Below are 17908 nucleotides of genomic sequence, written 5' to 3' on the forward strand. Positions count from 1 at the left end.
CCAAGTCTGGAAGGGATAAACGCTGAAGGCATCTAAGCGTGAAGCCCCCCTAAAGATAAGATTTCCCATACCGAAAGGTAGTAAGACCCCTTGAAGACGACGAGGTAGATAGGGCAGAGGTGGAAGTACGGTAACGTATGGAGCTGACTGTTACTAATCGGTCGAGGCTTTAACCAAAGAAGGCTGAAGTGTAAAAGATGTGAATAGTTCTTGTATGTTGTTTTGAAGGTATATCCTTTATATATAGATTTAATAATGAAATTCGAGCATTCTTAGAGATAAGGATGCTTTTTTTAATATCATAGGAAATTCCGATGGAATCCCCTATGATATTAAAAAGCCCTCCGGGCAGGATCGCACTGCGGCGGAAAAGATTGTTAAATCATAGTAAAATAGGTTGACGATATCAGAAAAAACTGATAATATAACCCAGAACGAAAACAAAAAATACTGAGAGACATTAGTAAAGATGTGAAAGGAGGTGTATGTTCATGGATAGTTGCGATCGTATAGGACGAAGTTGTATGCGGGGTCAAAAAAGAAAATATAAGATGCGAATGCTGCTCTCTGTGAAGATACACGAATAGCAACATTTGTATTATGATATCCTTTTTGATACACCGCGAAACAGAATTTTGCAACCAGATTTAGGAAAAGAAGGAGGATATCATGAAAAATGCAAGAAATCAGCATAGAACAGATTATGCAAAAGAATTGATCAAGATCGTACAGACAACGAAAGATAGAGAAGAATTAAAGAAAAAGATCGCAGCTTATCACGAAAGAGATATTGCAAATGCAATCGTAGAATCAGATAAAACAGTTAGAAAATGTATCTATGACATTTTAGACATTGCAGATATTGCAGAGATTTTTTCTTATATCGAAGAGGAACCAGGAAAATATCTGGAAGAAATGCCAATTGAACAGGCAGCGAAAGTTGTATCAAACATGGATTCAGATGATGCGATGGATCTGTTTGAAGAATTAAATGAAGAAGATAAATACAAATTATTAAAGAGACTGGATAAAGAAGCAAAAGAAGATGTTCAGAAACTGCTGTCTTACGAGGAAGATCAGATCGGTAGTTGTATGACGAATAATTATATCGTAGTAAGAAATGATGTAACGATTCGTGAGGCAATGAGTACACTTGTAAAGCAGGCAGGAGAACATGATAATATCCAGACACTTTATGTGATAGATGAGAATGGGATTTTTGCAGGAGCGATCGATCTGAAAGATTTGATCATCGCAAGAGAACATGATAATCTACAGGACATCATAAGCAGTTCTTATCCTTATGTATATGAACATGAAAAAATCAGTGAATGTATGGAAATCTTAACAGATTACGAAGAAGATTCCATCCCAGTACTGACACAAGATAAGAAAATCGCAGGAATCTTAACATCTTCCGATATTGTAGAATTGGTCGATGACGAGATGGGAGATGACTATGCAAAACTTGCTGGTTTAACAGAAGAGGAAGATTTAAATGAACCCACGATAGTTAGTATGAAGAAGAGACTTCCATGGTTGATCGCATTGTTATTCTTAGGAATGGCAGTATCCTCAGTTGTTGGAATGTTTGAATCTATTGTTGCGGTATTACCAATCGTTATCTGTTTCCAATCCCTGGTACTTGATATGGCGGGAAATGTTGGAACACAGTCTTTAGCTGTAACAATCCGCGTATTAATGGATGAAAATCTGTCAGGTAAGAAAAAGATTGCTTTGTTATTTAAAGAAATGAAGATCGGTTTCTTAAATGGAGCGAGCCTAGCGATCATGGCACTCGTATTTTTAGGGGTGTACATTCATTTATTTAAACATTATGCATGGATTTCTTCATTCCTGATTTCAGGGTGCGTAGGAATTTCACTGATCGTTGCGATGGTGATCTCAAGCCTTGTAGGAACGATCATTCCAATGTTCTTTCATAAGATCAATATTGACCCAGCAGTGGCTTCTGGTCCATTGATCACAACTATCAATGATCTAGTTGCAGTTATCACATATTATGGACTTTCTGGTCTTGTGTTGATTCAGTTATTCCATATATAAAGAAGAGAGTGGCAAAAGTAAATTCTTGCCACTCTCTTCTTTATATGTTTGGTGCTTTATTTTTCATGATCGGAATATATTCATAAGTTGGTTCAAGATGATGTTTGCTATATAACTTATAATATTCGATAAAGATACGATTCATAATCTGAGGTATCTTTGTTTCATCAGTCTCATATAAAATGATCAGATACTGCATGGAACTGTAATGAGTACAGATATCAACTTTTCGAATTTTTTGACGGATCGCCTGTTCCATGCAATCAAGCGCATCCTCGATGTTCTCGATATACATGATATGATCAGGATTTGTTTCCATCGTGACCATCACTAGATAACAGTGATATTTGTAGCGGTTACCCAGATGATGCATATATTCATAGATTTTAGCAAACTCACGATAATCAAGATCAAGTACACCAGAGTAATTACCATTTTCACGTAATGCTTTTGCAATTAAAGAGAGATCATTTTCAACCGTGTGGTCGTCACACCCAGATTCAGAAATCTGCCGATAAAAGGAGAAGTCGCTTTTTCCATTTTGTTTTACGAAATATAGTGCTTTATCAGCTTTTGTATAACATTCGTCAAAAGAATCTCCAATATTGCACATATATAGTCCGGCAGAAATGGATGCAGCATGAAGCTCAGGATCTTGTTCCTTTCGAGTATTAAATTTCTTAAAAATAGCAGTTATAACTTCTGTAATACTATTTTGATCAGCATTTGGCATAAATAATAGGAATTCATCTCCGCCAAGACGACAGACAAGACATTCACTGGAATATTCTAATAATAGATTACCAAGAAGCTTCAATACACGGTCACCAGCTTTGTGGCCATAGATGTCATTGATGGTTTTTAAATTGTCCATATCCATAAAGACAAGACATCCGCTGTGGCGTTTCATCAACTGCGCAATGGTTTGCTCACCTTTATTTCTGGTTGGAAGCCCAGTTAAAAAGTCGAGATTTTCTTTGGTTTTTTGTGTACGGATCGTGCTCATGATGTCAGAAATGAATTGACTCATTTCGATTTCAGCTTCAGGAATCTGAGTATTCTCAGTGATACTTAAATGATCTTCTTTGATATGAATACGATCTTCCCTTAATAGTTTTAAAAAGATATCAGTGATCTCAGGATCGAACTGAGTCCCTTTATTATTCTCTAATTCCTGTATGATCTTTTCTGGCGGAAGTTGATTTCGGTAAATTCTCTGGGAACTCATAGCATCATAACTGTCAGCAACCGCAACAATTCTTGCATGTAGTGGAATCTCTTTTCCCTTTAAACCGTCAGGATAACCATTTCCATCATAACGTTCATGATGATTGCGTACAATTTCTTGTACGTGATCGATCAGAGAAATATTCTTTAAGATATTTGCACCAATGATTGTATGTTCCTTAATAATAGAAAATTCTTCCTCAGAAAGTTTGCTTGGTTTATTTAAAATGGTATCAGGAATAGCAATTTTGCCGATATCATGAAGATGAGCAGCATTTTTTAGATTACTAAGTTCTTTTTCATTCCATCCAAGTTCACGAGCAATCAAAACGGAATACTCTGCAACACGATGAGAATGTCCTTTCGTATATTCATCTTTTGCCTCGATCGTGGTGGATAACATTTGCATCAACTGCAGAGACATCTCTTCTATATTTTTTTTACGTTTATCGAGTTCTTCCTGCTGCTGGCGTTTGATGATATCACGGATGATATGGATCGTATAGATCACATTTATAAACAGTAAGATCAAAATAGCGATACCGACAAATACACCGGAAACAGATACTTTGTAATATACAGAAATTGCTTCAAAAATCACAGAAAGCATTGTAATAAGCAGTCCAAAGAACAACAGGCAATCACTTCGACTCCGATGATTCCAATATCTGATCAGGAAAGTAAGAATGACAGCAAGGAAAGTAATAATAAGGATTGCGTGTGCTGCTGGCATTGTCTCAATATAATCTGCAACACCTGTAAGATGCAGGATCGTACAGATGATAAAATTCAATAAAGCAATAAAACAAATCGATTGAAAGATCTTTTTATATTTACCTTTCTGAAGATTATTGACATATAAGGAAATCGGCAACGGACATAACATGAGCATAATAAAACATGAAGTTGCAAGTCCAGATGCATTTGGAACAAGGATCTGCCGCATTTTTGATTCTCCGATCATCCAGACAGAACCCATAAGCATACACCATCCAAGATATTCCATATTAAACTTGGTTTTGTAAACAATTCCAAGGGCGATACTGAATAAGATTGTGACAATCGATGCAAAAAAGATAAATGATTCGATCACGGTTCCAGAGAAGTTATGATTGAAAATATAACTCCAGATCTGCATTTGATCTCCACAGTAAATCGTATTGACAACACCAGAGTAGTTACTCGTATATGTTGTAAGTTCCAGACAAAGTTCCTTTCCGGCATCTGCAGACGAAGTATTGCAGAATATATAACGGCTGGCAGAGTTTTTGCCAAATCGGTGAAGGCTTTTTGCATTGTACTCTTTTCGAAGTTTTCCATCAATGTAAAAACGTACATCTTGAAGGGAAGAACGGATTGCGATCACATTCTCGTTATAATCATCTGGAAGTGTAGTAGTAATGATCATCGTCTGTTTTGCTGGAACTTTATAACGTCCAGGAACAGAAATGTTTTGTTTTGTGCCATCGGATTTCTTCCATGTAAAAGTACCATTGTAGATGATGGAATGTCCAGATTGGTCAAAAAACTGTTCATCAGGTCCTAAAATCTGAATCCCAATGAACCAGACAAAGATGATCATCATCAAAATATAAAATAGTCTGGAAATATTTTTATTAGTTTTGTATGGTTTTCTGATCAAAAATAGTTTCCCCCCTCCATTTGTTGATCGCATTGTATATCAAAATCAACATAATTAATTTTATTATACGGTTTTATGATTCAATTTGCAATTTAAACTATACTTGACAGATCAATATTTTTTTGTTAAAGTAATCAAACAATCAATATTCCATGAGGGAGTAGTTCGCGTCATACAAAGACGTGATTTGTCAACAGACTCGGTAATGACTCGCAGATATCAAGCAAGTCAGCCTGGCAAATATTAAAGAATGAGACTCATGTATGTTCTTATAGTATATCTGGAACATACATGAGTTTTTCTTATGTACAAATAAAAAGACAATTTTGAAAGGAGAAAAACAAATGGAGAAATTTATCAACCAATCCCCATTATTTTTAGTGATCATCTGTCTGATCATAGGATTTGCATTTTTAATGAAAGGAGCAGACTATTTTGTAGAAGGAAGTTCAAGTGTCGCCAAACGTTTAAAAGTTCCTTCTATTATCATTGGATTGACGATCGTAGCCATGGGAACATCACTTCCAGAAACTGCAGTCAGTGTAACAGCGTCTATTGCCAATAATAATGCTCTGGCGATCAGTAATGTAGTTGGTTCTAATATCTTTAATATGATGTTTGTGATCGGAGTCTGTTCAATTTTAGCAACGATCGGTGTAAAAAGAGAAACAATTATAAGAGATATTCCATTATCTCTTGTATGTGCGACATTACTTCTCATATTTGGTTATCTTGCATTCGGAGATAGATCACATATGATCCTTGGACGTTTTGATGGAATCATTTTCCTTATTATATTTGCCGTATATGTTCTTATGATGGTTTTTCAGGCAATGCGTGCCAGAAATAATCAGGAAGTCGTACAACTTGAAACAATGGAAAATGAAGAATTGATGATCATGTCTTATCCAAAGAGTCTGTTATGTATCATTGGAGGTGCAGCAGCCATTGCATTTGGTGGAGATCTTACAGTTGATGCCGCAAGCAGGATTGCCATAGATTTTGGAATGAGCCAGAATCTTGTAGGATTAACGATTGTTTCGATTGGAACGTCTCTTCCAGAACTGGTCACATCCATCGTAGCCGCAAGAAAAAATGAAGTTGATATGGCGGTCGGGAATGCGATCGGTTCCAATATCTTTAACATTCTTATGGTACTTGGAATCGCATCTGCGATCAGTCCATTACAATTGATCGGTGAAAATATTATCGATATTGTTGTATTAGTCGTATTTTCTATCGTTGTATGGTTTTTTGGAGCAACAAAAAAAGAGATTTCAAGAACAGAAGGAATCATAATGATCTGCTTGTATTTATGCTATAGTGCATACATCATTATGCGCTAGTCGTAATCATTGACATTACACCACTGCCACTATAAAATATAAGGTATACAGGAGGAAAGAAAATGCAGATATCAAGCAGATTTACAATGGCGATTCATATGTTTGCATGTATAGATGTATTTAAAGATATGAAAATGACCAGTGATTTTATGGCAGCAAGCATCGGAACGAATCCCGTGATCATAAGGAAACTTTTGCAACAGCTCAAAGCAGCAGACCTGGTTGAAGTATTAAGAGGAACTGGCGGCGTGAAAGTGAAACGTCCATTTAATGAGATCACATTTTTAGATATTTATCAGGCTGTGGAATGCACACCACAGGAAGAATTATTCCATTTCCATGAGAAGCCAAACCAGAAATGTCCGGTAGGCCGTAATATCCATCATGTGCTGGATAGTAAATTAGATAAAGTACAAAGGGCGATGGAACAAGAACTTGCTAAGATAACCTTAGAAGATGTAAAAGAAGAGATGGAAGAGTGGATCAGGAAGGAGAACGAATGATCAGATTAGCAACGATCGGAACCAACTTTATCACAGACTGGTTCATGGAAGGAGTTCAGGAATTAGAAGAGATTAAATTAACTGCGGTATATTCAAGAAATTTAGAAAAAGGAAAGCAGTTTGCAGCAAAATATGGTGTAGAGAAAGTATATAACAATTACGAAGAAATGGCACAAGATCCAGAGATTGATGCTGTTTATGTAGCAAGTCCGACTTATATGCATTACGCACATTCCATTACAATGATCAATTATGGAAAACATGTTTTGTGCGAGAAACCAGTCTGTTCAAATCGTGAAGAATTAGATATACTTACCCAAGCAGCGAAAGAACAAGGTGTTGTATTTATGGAAGCTATGAAGAATGTTCATTCACCAGGATTTTATGCAATGATGGATAATCTTCATAAGATCGGAACGATAAGGAGAGCAACGATCCAGTATTGTCAGTATTCTTCTAGATATGACAAATTCAAAAATGGTATCATAGAGAATGCGTTCAATCCAAAGCTTTCTAATGGGGCATTAATGGATATTGGATCTTATTGCATCCATTTCCTCGCAAGTTTATTTGGCAAACCAGAAAAAATCTTGGCGGACAGCATTTTTCTTGAAAATGGAGTTGATGGAGCAGGAAGTGTGATCGCATCTTATGGAGATAAGCAGGCAGAGATCATTTATTCCAAGATCACAGATTCTAAACTGCCAACACAGATTCAGGGAGAAAAGGGCTGTATGATCATTGAAGAATGTCCGATCATTAAGAAGATTACGATTCTTTATCGTAATGGGGAGAAAGAAGAATTACAATTTGAAAAAAGAGACAATCCAATGCTCTACGAGACAAAAGATTTTATAGAACTGATCAAAAAACATAAAGTCGATCATGAATTTTTAAGATCATCAGAGATTGAGATGGATATCACAGATGAAGTACGAAGACAGACAGGAATCATATTTCCAGCAGATAAGATCAGAGAACAATGATCCTAAATAAGAGATTTTAAAATAAGACTAATAAACAAGAAGGGAAATCAAAAAACATGAGAAAGATCATAGCAGCAGGATGTTTGATGATGGCAATGTCACTATGTGTGGGATGCTCATCAAAGAAAGAGGACAGCAAAGAAACAACAACAGCAACAACGGAAGCCAAAATGAAAGTACAGTCCAAATATAAAGTACCAAAGATCACAGCAGCAAAGAAAACGGATCAGCTGGCTGAAGTACAAAAGGGTGAAACAATTGTTACGATGCAAGTTAAAGGTTATGGAGAGATGAAGTTTAAATTTTTTATGAAAAAAGCACCATTGGCAGTGAAAAACTTCGTAACACTTGCATCAAATGGATATTTTGACGGACAGATCTTTCACAGAGTCATTAATGATTTTATGATCCAGGGTGGAGATCCAACAGGAACAGGTACTGGAGGCGAAAGTATCTGGGGAGAAGAATTTAAGAATGAAGTCTGTGATGAACTTTTACCTTTAAGAGGGGCGTTATGTATGGCAAATTCTGGAGCTGATACAAATGGAAGCCAGTTCTTCATCGTTCAGGCCAAATCAGATACAGCAAAAAAAGGTCTGGAAGAAGGAACTATGGATTTTACCAAGAAACAAAAACAATTATTTTTAGATCAGGGTGGATACCCATCCTTGACAGGAAGCTATACGGTATTCGGACAGATGATCGAAGGATATGATGTGTTAGATAAGATTGCAGCATGTGAGACAAAGGATAGTGGAAGTGGGGAACAAAGCCAGCCGGTGAAGAAAGTTGTGATTGAGAAAATGGCGGTTTCAAATGCAAAATAAATAAAAGGGGAAACAGGTGATGATATGCTGATCGTTGCACTTGATGCATCAAGGAAAGAACCTTTATATGAGCAGATTTATAATTCTATAAAAGAAGAAATTGTAACAGGAGCTTTACCTTTCGGGGCAAGGCTTCCTTCTGCAAGAAGACTTGCAAAACATCTGGATGTAAGCCGCAATACAGTGGATACAGCTTATGCACAGTTGTGTGCAGAAGGCTATATAGAGTCAAAGCCCAAAAGGGGATTTTTTGTCTGTCAGGTTGAAGAACTCGCAGAATTACATATTCCAGTTAAAATTGAGGACGAGGAAGAAGAAATCAAGAAGGAAGAAGTTCCTTATGATTTTTCTCCGGTAGGAGTTGATATGACGCAGTTTCCATATCATATTTGGAGAAAACTTTTAAAAGAGATCATGATCAATGATAATAGTGAATTGTTCCAGAAGGGAAATTTTCAGGGAGATTTAGAACTTCGTAAGGCAATCATGTATTATTTGAGACAGTCAAGAGGTGTGCATGTTCACACTAGCCAGATTGTAGTGGCAGCAGGAATGGAGAATCTATTGTTTTTGATTCATCAGATTCTTGGAGAGAAAGTTTCTATCGGAATTGAGAATCCAGTATACAAAAATGCTTATGCAATCTTAAAAGAACTAAAATTTAAGATTTATCCGATCACTATGGATGAATCGGGAATGTGTGTGGAGCAGCTAGAACAAACAGATGCTAATCTGGCCTATGTGACACCAGCACATCAGTATCCAACTGGAGTGATCATGCCAGTTGGTCGTAGAAGCCAGTTACTAAGATGGGCAAAAAAAGACCCAGACCGTTATATTATTGAAGATGACTATGACAGTGAATTCAGATATCAAGGAAAGCCAATTCCAGCAATGCAGGGATTAGACGATGGAGAAAATGTAATTTATACTGGAACATTTTCAAAAGCGATCGCACCGGCCATTCGTGTATGTTATATGGTATTACCTCAAAAGCTGGTAAAACAATACCAGAAGATTGGGCGGACATTTTCATGTGCAGTATCAAGAATTGATCAGAAAGTATTAACCATGTTTCTGACAGAAGGACATTTTGAGCGGCATTTAAATCGCATGAGAAATATTTATAAGGAAAAACATGATCAGCTTATCATAAGTCTTAAAAAATTGGATTCAAAGATCAAAATATATGGACATGGAGCTGGTGCACATATCATTGTAAGCTTCCCGGTAAATGATCCTTACAAGTTCCAGAAAGAATTAAAACAAAGAGGTGTGATGATCTATCCGCTTTCATGGTACTATATTGAAGGAAAGCCATCGACAGAAGAATATATTTTAGGGTTTACTAGAATGAAAAAAGAAGATATGATAAGAGGGATTGAAATTATAAGAGAAGTACTCTATTCAAAATAAACAGTGGAGGACAATCATATGTCAGAAGAGAAGAATCAAAACGAGATTGAGGAAGTAACAAATGAAGACGAACACAAAGGTGTAGAACATTACTGCTATCTTTGCAGACGTCCGGAATCTGCAGCCGGTAAGATGTTAGAACTTCCTAATAATATTTATATTTGTACAGACTGCATGCAAAGAACATTAAATTCTATGAGCAATGGCCAGTTTGGTTTCATTGATGCAAGAAATATGGATCTTGACAGCATGGACATCACAAAGATGATGAACGATATGCAAAGTATGCAGCCAAAAGCAGAAGTAAAGAAGAAAAAGAAAGACAAAAAAGAAACGCCAGAACTTACATTAAAAGACATTCCAGCACCACATCAGATCAAGGCAATGTTAGATGAATATGTCATTGGACAAGATTATGCAAAGAAAGTCATGTCTGTTGCAGTATATAACCATTACAAACGAGTGGTCACAAATACAATGGATGAGATTGAAATCGACAAATCCAATATGCTGATGATCGGACCAACAGGAAGTGGTAAAACATATCTTGTCAAAACACTGGCAAGACTGTTAAAAGTGCCCCTTGCGATCACAGACGCCACATCATTAACGGAGGCCGGATATATTGGAGATGACGTAGAAAGTGTCTTATCAAAGCTTTTACAGGCTGCAGACAACGATGTAGATCGTGCAGAACACGGAATCGTATTTATCGATGAGATCGATAAGATCGCCAAGAAACAAAACACAAACAGCAGAGATGTCAGCGGAGAATCCGTACAGCAGGGACTGTTAAAACTTTTAGAAGGAGCAGAAGTCGAAGTACCAGTCGGAGCTACAAGCAAAAACGCCATGGTACCACTGACAACGATCAATACAAGAAATATCCTTTTTATTTGCGGAGGAGCTTTCCCAAGACTCGAAGGAATCATCAAAAAACGACTGATGAAGAAAACATCTATCGGATTCGGAGCGGATCTTAAAGATCACTTTGATAACGAAGAGAACATCATCTCCAAAGTCACAAACGACGATCTGAGAGAATATGGAATGATCCCAGAATTTATCGGAAGACTTCCAATGGTATTTACATTAGACGGATTAACAAAAGAAATGTTAGTCAAGATCTTAAAAGAACCAAAGAATGCGATCCTGAAACAATACCAGAAGTTATTAGAACTAGATGAAGTCAAATTAGAATTCGACGATGGAGCATTAGAAGCCATCGCAGAACAAGCCCTGAAAAAGAAAACAGGAGCCAGAGCATTACGTGCGATCATCGAGAAATTTATGCTGGACATCATGTACGAAATACCAAAAGACGACACGATCGGAAGTGTAACGATCACAAGAGGCTACATCGAAAACCACGGAAATCCAGAAATTCATCTAAGAGACCAATAAATACAATCCAGATAATCCACGATATATCTAAACACAATGCAGACGGAATTATTAACCAATAGCTTTCCGTCTGCATTTTTATGTGATTCAATAACCTTCCGTATAAAAGAATATAGAAAATAAAATAGTAGTCAATTTGACTACTATTTTATTTTCTATATTCTATTGATTACGAAAGATTATTTAATAACCTTAATCCATCCTTCAGGTGCTTCGATATGTCCCATCTGGATTCCTGTTAAAGTATCATATAATTTCTGGATGACTGGTCCCATTTTTTCCATTCCGCTTGGGAAACAGATTTCGTTACCATGATCATAAATCTTTCCTACAGGAGAGATAACTGCGGCTGTTCCGCATAATCCACATTCAGCGAAATCTTTTACTTCATCAAATAATACTTCACGTTCTTCAACTTCAAGTCCAAGATATTCTTTTGCTACATAAACTAAAGAACGACGAGTGATAGATGGAAGAATGCTGTCAGATTTAGGTGTTACGACTTTACCATCTTTTGTAACGAAGATAAAGTTAGCTCCACCTGTTTCTTCTACTTTTGTTCTTGTTGCTGGGTCAAGATACATATTTTCATCAAATCCCTGACGATGAGCTTCCATGATTGGGTAAAGGCTCATTGCATAGTTTAATCCAGCTTTGATGTTTCCTGTTCCGTGAGGTGCAGCACGATCGTAATCACTGACACGGATAGTAATAGGTTTTGCACCTTCTTTGAAGTAAGGTCCTACAGGTGTAGTGAATACACGAAACTGGTATTCGTTTGCAGGTTTAACACCGATAACGGCGTCACTTCCAAACATATATGGACGGATATATAATGTAGCACCAGAACCAAAAGGTGGTACGAATGCTTCGTTAGCTGCAACAACTTTCTCAATGGCTTCTACAAATTTGTCTTCAGGGAATACAGGCATTTCAAGTCTTCTACAAGAATCTGCCATACGGCTTGCATTTAAGTCAGGACGGAATACAACAATATGTCCATCTTCAGTTGTGTAAGCTTTCATTCCTTCAAAACATGTCTGAGCGTACTGTAATACACCGGCACATTCAGAGAGTGTGATCGTAGCATCTGTAGTTAATGCTCCTTCATCCCATGCTCCATCTTTATAATTTGCAACAAAACGGTAATCTGTTGGCATATAACCAAAACCGATGTTAGCCCAGTCGATATTTTTCTTTTCCATAATATTAATGCACTTCCTTCTAATCTTATTGTAGAGTCGTTAGCCAGTCTATGGATGGTTGGCTAAAAATTCTTATTGCTAACAGTTTACACCCGAATATTTATGACGTCAAGATATTTTATACATCATAACCATGAATGTTTTTCACCGATGGCCCATAGGTAAGACCAACACCTTGAGAACTTTTTGGTCCCTTTGGATAACCGATGCCGCTGTAATAGATATAATAGGTGCCATTTTCTACAAAGAAGCTGCTGCGGTAAATACCACGGTTATCCCATGTTTTCTTCTTTTGGGATGGTTTTAAGATCGTGATACATTTCTTAAAATCATGTTCATTTTTAGAAGAAGTATAGTAAAGATTCATTTCTCTGTGCTTATGACCATTAATGAAAGCAACAACGATTATCTCATATCCTTTGTTCGTATGAATGACATCGAGATGCCAGCTGCGAAGATTATTTGATGGATATTTTAACTGAATCTTGCGTGGATTACTCCAATGGAATCCGTCTTTGCTTTCACGGTATAGAATCGGATATTTTCCTTTGCAATTAACGGTCCACATCTTATATCGTCCATTTTCATAGATGATCGATGGACTTAGAATGCGGTCAGTGTGTGCATCAGAAACCAATACATTTTGAGCTTTACTCCAATGGATACCATCAGTTGTTGTGCGTTTCATGATCTTATCGATCTGGGTACGATTATCAACCTGGCGCCAGTAGCATTCCAAAGTATTGATATCCTTTCTATATACAAGATGTGTATCAGAATTATATTGCTTGTCAGGATTTTCAAATGGAGTTAGTGGATCCAATGCAACAGCTTTTCCTTCTCCTTCAAATGGTTTCCAGTGAATTTTATCATTGGATACGCAGACATGGGGATTTTCTTTTCGCTGGTCAGCACCTGGGTATGGTGTATAAGCCATCCAGTAGCGGTAGCCGTTCCAAGGTTTGTCAAAATTCAAGACTTTTGGGTGAAATGCCTGATCATCACCATAAGAACTGATGATATTAAGTTTTGATCTGCAAAGTTTCCGCTCCCAAGAGGTGTTTGTTTTTGCAGGCTGGTTAAGTTCTGTCTGCGAGTTTTTTGGTGCACAAGAAGAAGTGACGATCAATAAAGTTAAGATCATCACCAGTGCAATGCTTTTGTTCTTTTTTAACATAATCTCCTCCTTATTGTATGCAGCCTTTCAAATCTACGATCAAAAATCAGAAAATTTACATAGATTTTGCAAAGACTGACTACAGTATAACACAAGAAATGACATTATTTTCATAAAAGCATCATAATTAAGGAAAATGAAAGAAAGTTATTGGGAAAGTATGAAAAATAATGATATAATATTACAGAACAATAAAATAAGCGTAAACGAAAGGGGATTCTTCTCATGGACCAGATGAAGTATCTAAAGGAACTGGCAGTGCGTTATCCAAATGTCGCAGCTGCTTCAACGGAGATCATTAATCTTCAGGCAATCTTACATTTGCCAAAAGGAACAGAACATTACCTGTCTGATGTCCACGGAGAATATGAGAAATTCAGTCATATTATAAGAAATGGATCAGGAGCAGTCAGAAGTAAGATTGAGGATGAATTTGGAAATACACTAACAAAAAAACAAAAGAAAAATCTAGCATCTGTTATCTATTATCCAGAGCAGAAAATGGATTTAATGGAAGAAGAATTACCAAGGAATGAACTGTTAGAGTGGCAGCATGATACGATGGTACGGCTTGTGCATGTTGCAAGAGCGGTTGGAAACAAGTATACAAGATCAAAAGTAAGAAAAGCAATGAATCCTCAATTTGCCTATATTATGGAAGAATTGATGGTGGAACATCGAAGAGCAGATAAGAAAAAATATGTAGAACAGATTCTTGAGACGATCATAACAACAGGAAGGGTCAGACAGTTTATCGCAGCAATGGCACATCTGATTCAGGATCTTTCCATTGACCATTTGCATGTGATCGGTGATATTTATGACAGAGGTTCAGGTCCACACAGGATCATGGATTGTATCATGAAAACGGAGAATGTAGATATTCAGTGGGGAAATCATGATATTTTATGGATGGGAGCTGCATCCGGGCATCGGGCATGTATTTGTAATGTAGTAAGGATCTGTGCAAGATATAATAATCTGGATGTATTGGAAAATGGTTATGGAATTAATCTGATCCCATTGGCAAGATTTGCACTGGAATGTTATAAAGATGACGATTGTGAGCTATTCCATGCATCTGGAGAAGTTGATGAAAGTAACATCCGTGAAGAAGAATTAAATAAGAAGATGCATAAAGCAATCGCCATCATTCAGTTCAAAGTTGAAGGACAACTGATCAAACGGCGTCCGGATTTTTTAATGGACGATCGATTGTTATTAGACAAGGTTGATTATGAAAAAGGAACGATCACATTGGATGGAAAGGAATATGAACTAAAAGACAAGAATTTTCCAACGATCGATCCAGAAGATCCATATAAGCTGACAAAAGAAGAAGAATACGTGATGGATCATCTTGTGACCGTATTTAAATATTGTGCTTATCTTCAGGAACATGTAAGATTTTTGTTTGCGAAAGGAAATTTATATAAAGTATTTAATGGAATGCTTCTGTATCATGGCTGTGTACCGTTGAATGAAGATGGTACCTTCCGTGAGGTAGAGATCGAAGGAAGAAAATATGCGGGAAAAGAACTTTATGATATCTTGGAACATCTGGCAAGACAAGGGTATTATGAAGAGAAGAATATGAAAGATAGAAAATACGGACAGGATATCATGTGGTTCATCTGGTCTAATGAAAATTCACCTGTTTATGGAAAAGCAAAGATGGCAACGTTTGAAAGGTATTTTCTGGATGATGCAGATCTTAAGAAAGAGAAAAAAGACTATTATTATCAATGGTATGAAAATGAAACAGTGATCAATCAGATCTTAGAAGAGTTTGGCTTAGATCCGGCGACAGGAAAGATCGTCAATGGACATATGCCAGTTGCGGTCAAGAAAGGAGAAAGTCCGATTAAATGTGGTGGTAAACTGTTTGTCATTGATGGAGGATTTTCAAAAGCATATCAGAAGACAACAGGAATTGCGGGATATACACTTGTTTCGAATTCGTATGAATTAAAAATCGTAGCACATGAACCATTTGTATCAAGAGATACAGCAATTCGTGAGGAAACAGATATTCATTCTGACACAACGATTATCAATAAGGTAACAAAACGAAAATGTGTTCTTGATACGGATAATGGAAAAGCATTACAAGAAAAAGTGGCAGATCTTGAACAGTTATTATGGGCTTATCAGAAAGGACTGATTACGGAGCGTATATTATAGCAAGTTGCAATGGTAAGACAATGAAGTGTAAGGTTACTGTAAAATAACAAATTAAGAAGTTGCAGCATAAACTATAAAAAAATCCGAGGTATTCTTATGCCATGCGAAAATGCCGCTCAAAGTGATGACTACTTTGAATTTATTGGAGAATATAGTGGAGTTGTTGACTATGTAAAAGAAGAATTTAACACCGAATGTATCACAGTCATCGATCAAAGATTTGCAATCGCATACGTCCCGAAAAATGGACGGACATCAATCTACGGACAAAACTGCCCATACAACACGATCCCAAGATGTTTTGGCTTGATGGATACACAGATGTTAGAAGATGTTGGAGTTGCACAAGTAAGGAGAAGTACGTTAGAACTTTATGGAAATGGTGTCTTGGTCGGAATGATCGATACAGGAATCGACTATGAACATCAGGCATTCCGCTATGAAGACGGTAGCAGCAAGATTTATTCTCTATGGGATCAGACAATCAAAGGCAATCCAGAAGATACCTTCCTAGGATACGGAACAGAATACACAAAAGAACAGATCGAAGAAGCACTAAGAAGTAAAGTGCCGCAAGAAAAAGTACCATCGAAGGATGAATCCGGACATGGTACTTTTTTAGCAGGATTAATCGCAGGAAATGAGGACAACGAAGCAGGTTTTTCAGGGATTGCCCCAAATGCAGGACTCATTGTTGTCAAGTTAAGAAAGGCAAAAGATTATTTAAAAGAATACTACTGCATTGACCCAAAATACGAAGTATATGCAGAAACAGATATCATGCTGGCAGTCCGCTATATTGATGCGATCGCAGAACAACTGCAAAGACCTGTTGTCATATTTTTAGGAATCGGAACAAGCCTTGCATCCCATCTTGGAACAGGTCCATTAGATCAATATCTGTCAGGCAGAGCTATGCTTCGAGGAGTTGCAGTCGTCACAAGTGCCGGAAATGAAGGGCAGGCAAGACATCACTACAGCGGTCAGGTTTCACAAAATGCATCCAAAGTAGAAGTAAAAGTCGGAGAATCAGAATATGGATTTACGATGGAATTATGGGGATTAGCACCAAACCGATATTATGTGGATATCGAATCACCATCTGGACAGAAAACGGGAAGGATTCAAGGAGGATTAAGCGGACAGAGAGATGTCACATTTTTACTGGAAAGAACAAGGCTGATCGTGGAATATTTTACAGTAGATACATCTGCAGGAGCACCTGTCATCGTTATGAGATTTCAAAATCCAGCCCCCGGGATTTGGAATATCTATGTCAGCGATGATGAAGTTGGAAACAGAGAGTTTGATCTATGGCTTCCAATTACAAATTTTCTAAGTGAAGACACATTTTTTTTAGAATCGACACCATATAATACACTGGTAGCACCATCCAATACAGGATTATTAATGTGTTGCGGAAATTATAATTCTAATACAGGAAGTCTTGCGATCGACAGCAGCAGAGGTTTCCCAAGAAATGCGATCAAACCAGATTTTACAGCACCCGGAGTAGAAATCTTAGGACCACTTCCAAGAAATCGTTATGGAAGAAGATCAGGAACCAGTGTCTCAGGAGCTATCACAGCGGGAATCGCAGCATTGATGTTGGAATGGGGAATTGTACAGAAAAATGATATGCAGATGAATACGACGAGGATTAAGAATTATCTGATCCGCGGTGCAAGAAGAGATCAAGGGAGAATATATCCTAATCGAGAATGGGGATATGGGGAAGTTGATCTTTATGAGACGTTTTTGGGAATACGGTAAAAGAATGAAGATAAGAAAATTGTTTGAAGCAGCAGGAGACAGGATTGAAAATATTACAAGTGTTCAAAATGGAAAAAAGTGATATTTTTGTTAACTATTAATATCGCAGGAAAGAAGGTGTAACATGATAAACTTAAACATTCCAGTAGGA

The 17908-nt window shown here is 37.1% G+C and carries 12 protein-coding genes and 1 rRNA gene; 10 read left to right on the top strand and 3 right to left on the bottom strand.

What is annotated here, in order from left to right; translation table 11 throughout:
- Positions 1-177 (top strand): 23S ribosomal RNA (locus KE503_RS04805); the annotation flags it as partial.
- 492 nt (positions 178-669) lie between these two features.
- Positions 670-2067, top strand: a complete 1398-nt coding sequence (mgtE, locus tag KE503_RS04810; protein WP_008391695.1) for a magnesium transporter — start codon at positions 670-672, stop codon at positions 2065-2067.
- 40 nt (positions 2068-2107) lie between these two features.
- Here mgtE and KE503_RS04815 read toward each other — a convergent pair whose 3' ends face one another.
- Complete coding sequence (locus KE503_RS04815) at positions 2108-4936, bottom strand: bifunctional diguanylate cyclase/phosphohydrolase (RefSeq protein ID WP_249182967.1); 2829 nt, start codon at positions 4934-4936, stop codon at positions 2108-2110.
- Positions 4937-5280: 344 nt separating this feature from the next.
- Between KE503_RS04815 and KE503_RS04820 the strand changes: the two genes are divergently transcribed.
- From KE503_RS04820 to clpX, 6 genes are all read left to right on the top strand, one after another.
- A complete protein-coding gene (locus KE503_RS04820) occupies positions 5281-6282 on the top strand; it encodes a calcium/sodium antiporter (protein ID WP_212384614.1) in 1002 nt (333 codons plus the stop codon).
- A 62-nt stretch (positions 6283-6344) separates the two neighbouring features.
- On the top strand, positions 6345-6785 hold the full coding sequence (locus KE503_RS04825) for an Rrf2 family transcriptional regulator (protein ID WP_022375427.1): 441 nt from the start codon (positions 6345-6347) through the stop codon (positions 6783-6785).
- The gene (locus tag KE503_RS04830; RefSeq protein ID WP_022375428.1) at positions 6782-7771 is read left to right on the top strand and encodes a Gfo/Idh/MocA family protein; all 990 of its coding nucleotides are present in this window, start codon (positions 6782-6784) and stop codon (positions 7769-7771) included. The genes KE503_RS04825 and KE503_RS04830 overlap by 4 nt, the downstream gene beginning before the upstream one ends.
- A 56-nt stretch (positions 7772-7827) precedes the next feature.
- The gene (locus KE503_RS04835; RefSeq protein ID WP_212384615.1) at positions 7828-8598 is read left to right on the top strand and encodes a peptidylprolyl isomerase; all 771 of its coding nucleotides are present in this window, start codon (positions 7828-7830) and stop codon (positions 8596-8598) included.
- Positions 8599-8622: 24 nt separating this feature from the next.
- Complete coding sequence (gene pdxR / locus KE503_RS04840) at positions 8623-10014, top strand: MocR-like pyridoxine biosynthesis transcription factor PdxR (protein WP_212384616.1); 1392 nt, start codon at positions 8623-8625, stop codon at positions 10012-10014.
- An 18-nt stretch (positions 10015-10032) separates the two neighbouring features.
- Positions 10033-11418 carry an ATP-dependent Clp protease ATP-binding subunit ClpX gene (gene clpX / locus KE503_RS04845; RefSeq protein ID WP_212384617.1) on the top strand — a complete coding sequence of 462 codons (1386 nt, stop codon included), beginning with the start codon at positions 10033-10035 and terminating at the stop codon, positions 11416-11418.
- A 179-nt stretch (positions 11419-11597) separates the two neighbouring features.
- Here the strand turns inward: clpX and KE503_RS04850 are convergent, their stop codons facing one another.
- The gene (locus KE503_RS04850; RefSeq protein WP_022375432.1) at positions 11598-12623 is read right to left on the bottom strand and encodes a branched-chain amino acid aminotransferase; all 1026 of its coding nucleotides are present in this window, start codon (positions 12621-12623) and stop codon (positions 11598-11600) included.
- Between the two features lie 118 nt (positions 12624-12741).
- A complete protein-coding gene (locus tag KE503_RS04855) occupies positions 12742-13800 on the bottom strand; it encodes a hypothetical protein (RefSeq protein WP_117944545.1) in 1059 nt (352 codons plus the stop codon).
- A 225-nt stretch (positions 13801-14025) separates the two neighbouring features.
- Between KE503_RS04855 and KE503_RS04860 the strand changes: the two genes are divergently transcribed.
- Together KE503_RS04860 and KE503_RS04865 are read left to right on the top strand one after the other, a co-directional pair.
- The gene (locus KE503_RS04860) at positions 14026-15984 is read left to right on the top strand and encodes a fructose-1,6-bisphosphatase (RefSeq protein ID WP_212384618.1); all 1959 of its coding nucleotides are present in this window, start codon (positions 14026-14028) and stop codon (positions 15982-15984) included.
- A gap of 96 nt (positions 15985-16080) precedes the next feature.
- Positions 16081-17757 (top strand): S8 family peptidase, encoded by a 1677-nt coding sequence (locus tag KE503_RS04865; RefSeq protein ID WP_022375435.1) that lies wholly within the window; start codon positions 16081-16083, stop codon positions 17755-17757.
- The last annotated feature ends 151 nt before the right edge of the window (positions 17758-17908 follow it).

It is taken from the genome of Anaerostipes sp. Marseille-Q3525 (assembly GCF_018223505.1).
Taxonomy (GTDB): Bacteria; Bacillota; Clostridia; order Lachnospirales; family Lachnospiraceae; genus Anaerostipes; species Anaerostipes amylophilus.

What these genes read in the sequence shown, in the direction of transcription:
- mgtE (WP_008391695.1), top strand. Translation starts at nt 670, where the DNA reads ATGAAAAATGCAAGAAATCAGCATAGAACAGATTATGCAAAAGAATTG.
- KE503_RS04820 (WP_212384614.1), top strand. Translation starts at nt 5,281, where the DNA reads ATGGAGAAATTTATCAACCAATCCCCATTATTTTTAGTGATCATCTGT.
- KE503_RS04825 (WP_022375427.1), top strand. Translation starts at nt 6,345, where the DNA reads ATGCAGATATCAAGCAGATTTACAATGGCGATTCATATGTTTGCATGT.
- KE503_RS04830 (WP_022375428.1), top strand. Translation starts at nt 6,782, where the DNA reads ATGATCAGATTAGCAACGATCGGAACCAACTTTATCACAGACTGGTTC.
- KE503_RS04835 (WP_212384615.1), top strand. Translation starts at nt 7,828, where the DNA reads ATGAGAAAGATCATAGCAGCAGGATGTTTGATGATGGCAATGTCACTA.
- pdxR (WP_212384616.1), top strand. Translation starts at nt 8,623, where the DNA reads ATGCTGATCGTTGCACTTGATGCATCAAGGAAAGAACCTTTATATGAG.
- clpX (WP_212384617.1), top strand. Translation starts at nt 10,033, where the DNA reads ATGTCAGAAGAGAAGAATCAAAACGAGATTGAGGAAGTAACAAATGAA.
- KE503_RS04850 (WP_022375432.1), bottom strand. Translation starts at nt 12,623, where the DNA reads ATGGAAAAGAAAAATATCGACTGGGCTAACATCGGTTTTGGTTATATG.
- KE503_RS04855 (WP_117944545.1), bottom strand. Translation starts at nt 13,800, where the DNA reads ATGTTAAAAAAGAACAAAAGCATTGCACTGGTGATGATCTTAACTTTA.
- KE503_RS04860 (WP_212384618.1), top strand. Translation starts at nt 14,026, where the DNA reads ATGGACCAGATGAAGTATCTAAAGGAACTGGCAGTGCGTTATCCAAAT.
- KE503_RS04865 (WP_022375435.1), top strand. Translation starts at nt 16,081, where the DNA reads ATGCCATGCGAAAATGCCGCTCAAAGTGATGACTACTTTGAATTTATT.